Here is a 3,467-nt window from a genome sequence, read left to right as displayed (position 1 = left end):
TCGAGGTAAGCGAGCATGGCCTCCGCATCCTCAGCGGCCTTCAAGGGGCTGGTTGTGGCCATCAGCGGTCCAAGGATTGCGCGAAAGTCACCCGCGAACACCGCCTTGGGCACGAATGGCCCGTAGGGTCCGTACCGGTAGAAGAGATCCGGCAGCAGAACGATGTAGCCAGCGTCAGCGAGCTGCTGTGCCATGTCGAGCATCGCCGGCCTGATACCACCGGCGTCCATGTAGAAAATCACCGCGGGCCATGGTCCGCCGCTCGCAGGGATCGCGACGTGCGAAGGGCAATCACCATCGCGCGTCCGGATCCTGACTTGCTCGTTCGGCATGCGATGCTCCTCGGCCGGACATCCGCAGTGTCCGCGTCGAACCGTTTACGACCGCCAGCGGACCGACCGCAAACCACCCGTCTCCGACCTGATCCCGGTCCAGCCGATCGCGTTCAGGCCGTCCTCGTCAGGCGCGCAGCGTCCGTGTCCGAAAGCCGGTGACCACCGTTCGCCCGGTTCGCGCAGGGGCTCCCCGGCGCGCCCTCACGCCGCGGTCCGGCGCTCCGGATAGAGCCCGTACAGCCCCTCGGCGCTCGCCGTGCAGACACCGCGCTCGGTGATGATGCCGGTCACCAGCCGGGCCGGGGTCACGTCGAAGGCGGGGTTGGCCACCGGGCTGCCGGGGGAGACCACCTCGATCGTGGCGAAGCCGCCGTCGGCGAGCCGCCCGGTCATGTGGGTGACCTCGCGGCCGTCGCGCTCCTCGATCGGGATCTCGCGCACGCCGTCGTCCAGCGTCCAGTCGATGGTCGAGAACGGCAGCGCCGCGTAGAACGGCACGCGGTTGTCGTGGGCCGCCAGCGCCTTCAGGTAGGTGCCGATCTTGTTGCACACGTCCCCGCGCGCCGTGGTCCGGTCCGAGCCGACGATGCACAGGTCGACCGTCCCGTGCTGCATCAGGTGCCCGCCGGCATTGTCGGCGATCACCGTGTGGGGCACGCCGTGGCCGTGGAGTTCGAAGGCGGTGAGCGCCGCGCCCTGGTTGCGCGGGCGGGTCTCGTCGACCAGGACATGCACCGGCACGCCCTGCGCGTGGGCGGCGTAGATCGGCGCCAGCGCCGTGCCCCAATCCACCGTGGCGAGCCACCCGGCGTTGCAATGGGTCAGCACCGTGACCGGGCGCCCGGTCGCGGCGTGCCGGTCGGCGATGATCCGGCCGCCATGGACGCCGATGGCGCGGCAGCTCGCCACGTCCTCCTCGGCGATGCGGCCGGCCTCCGCGTAGGCGCGGGCGAAGCGCTCCTCCGGCTGGACCTGCCGCAGGTTGGCGGCGACCCGGTCCAGCGCCCAGCGCAGGTTGATCGCCGTGGGCCGCGTCGCGGCGAGGGTGGCCACCGCCCGGTCGATCCCCGCCGTCGACGGATCCGCCCGCATGGCCAGCGCCAGTCCGTAGGCCGCGGTGACGCCGATCAGCGGCGCCCCGCGCACGATCATGGTGCGGATCGCCAGGGCGGCGTCCTCCAGCGTGGCGAGACGCGTCAGCACGAAGGCGAAGGGCAGGCGGGTCTGGTCGATCACCTGGACGCTGACGCCGTCCGGGTCCGGGAAGATCGTGCGGTAGGGCTGGCCGTCGATATTCATGGCCGGTCCTGTGCCACAGCGGAGCGGATTTTGCACCCTCCCGAGCGGGACCCCGAGCGGAGCGGCCGGGCGGCGGTGAGCCTTCCTCAACCTTAGCGGCTCGTTAAGGGCGCCATGCCTAGCCTCGGGCGAGAGTCCCCGTTCTGCGTCCGGTCCCGCATGCGCTCGCTTCGCCGTCCCGCATCGCCCTACGACACCTTCGTCGACAGCGTCCGCCCGTTCCTGGGCAAGCGCCTGACGGAACTCGGCGGGTTCGTGCTGTTTACCGGCGCCGTGGCGCTGACCGTGGCCCTGGCCACGTGGTCGATCGACGACCCGAGCCTGAACCACGCCACCGACCATCCCGCCCACAACGTGCTCGGACAGCCGGGCGCCGTGGTGGCCGACCTCGCCATGCAGATCCTCGGCCTCGGATCCCTGGCCTTCGTGCTGCCCCCGGCCCTCTGGGGGGTGCGGCTGATGCGCGAGCGCGACCTGCCCGAGGGCGGCCTGCGCATCGCCCTCTGGATCATCGGCTTCTGCGCGGCGAGCGCGGTGGCGAGCGCCCTGCCGCCCACGGCGCGCTGGCCGCTGCCCACCGGGCTCGGCGGCGTCGCCGGCGACGGGCTCCTGTCCCTGGCGCGGGTGATCGTCGGGGCGGTCTCGTCGGCCGCCGCCCACCTGGTCGGGTTCGTCTACGCCGCCGTGGCGATCCTCAGCCTCACTGGGGCCTGCCGGTTCGGCGCCGTCGAGGAGGAGCCGGCCTACGATGAGCCCTATCCCGCCCGGCGCCCGCCGATGCGGGGGCGCGCGTCCGGCCGCGACGAGCGCGAGGATGCCGACGAGCCGGGCCTGGGCCTCGTGGGCGTCGGCGCCCTGGCGCAGGGCCTGATGCGGCTCCGCCTCGCGGCGGCCGACCGGCTGGCCTCCTGGCGGTCGGGCCGGGCCGAGCCCTTCGACGGCGCCTCGCCGGCCCTGGCGGCCCGGCGCGCCTTCACGGATGCGGACCTGCCCTGGGCCGACCATCTGCCCGAGGGCGCCCAGCCGGGCCCGGGCCGGCGCGAGCCCGTCTTCGACCTGCAGGACGAGGCCCCGGACCAGGACGCCCCCGCCCATCCGGGGATGCCGCAGGACGCGGCCGAGGGATTCGAGGTCCCCGAGTCCCCCCTGCCCCCGCGCGCCCCGGCGCCGCGGCCCCTGCCGGCGCAGCCCGAGCCGGCCGCGTCCCGGGTCGCGCCGCCGGCCGCCGCGCCCGTGGCCGCCCGCCGGACGCCGGCGGCCCCGATCCGGCCCGAGGATTACGCCCTGCCGGCCCTCGACCTGCTCGCGGCCCCCCGCGGGCCGTCCCAGGCGAGCCTGGTCTCGGCGGACGCCCTGGAGCAGAACGCCACGATGCTCGAAGCGACGCTCGGCGATTTCGGCGTGCGCGGCGACATCCTGGCGGTGCGGCCCGGTCCGGTCGTGACCCTCTACGAGCTCGAGCCCGCCCCCGGCACCAAGTCCAGCCGCGTGATCGCGCTCGCCGACGACATCGCCCGGTCGATGTCGGCGGTCTCGGCCCGCGTCGCCGTGGTGCCCGGCCGCAATGCCATCGGCATCGAACTGCCGAACGCGAAGCGCGAGACCGTGTATCTGCGCGAGCTCCTGGCCTCCACGGACTTCGTCGAGAGCAAGCACAAGCTGGCCCTGTGCCTGGGCAAGAACATCGGCGGTGAGCCGATCATCGCCGACCTCGCGCGCATGCCGCACCTGCTGGTCGCCGGCACCACCGGCTCGGGCAAGTCGGTGGCGATCAACACCATGATCCTCAGCCTGCTCTACCGGCTGAAGCCGGAAGAATGCCGCCTGATCATG

Annotated in this window: 3 protein-coding genes; 1 reads left to right on the top strand and 2 read right to left on the bottom strand. The window is 73.3% G+C overall.

Features of this window, described 5'->3' with window-relative positions; translation table 11 throughout:
- Positions 1-332: dienelactone hydrolase family protein (locus MKK69_RS07670; protein WP_243967186.1), on the bottom strand; the 332-nt coding region annotated here is incomplete at its 3' end.
- A gap of 204 nt (positions 333-536) precedes the next feature.
- Entirely contained in the window at positions 537-1,634 is a 1,098-nt protein-coding gene (gene mtnA / locus MKK69_RS07665; RefSeq protein ID WP_243967184.1) for an S-methyl-5-thioribose-1-phosphate isomerase, read from the bottom strand.
- Between the two features lie 159 nt (positions 1,635-1,793).
- Here mtnA and MKK69_RS07660 point away from each other — a divergent pair.
- Positions 1,794-3,467, top strand: a 1,674-nt coding sequence (locus tag MKK69_RS07660) for a DNA translocase FtsK (RefSeq protein WP_243967183.1), incomplete at its 3' end; no start/stop codon positions are given.

Source organism: Methylobacterium sp. J-026 (genome assembly GCF_022829585.1).
In the GTDB taxonomy this organism is placed as follows: Bacteria; Pseudomonadota; Alphaproteobacteria; order Rhizobiales; family Beijerinckiaceae; genus Methylobacterium.
Note: the sequence above shows the minus strand (reverse complement) of the source record. Positions and strands in the feature narration are given on the sequence as shown.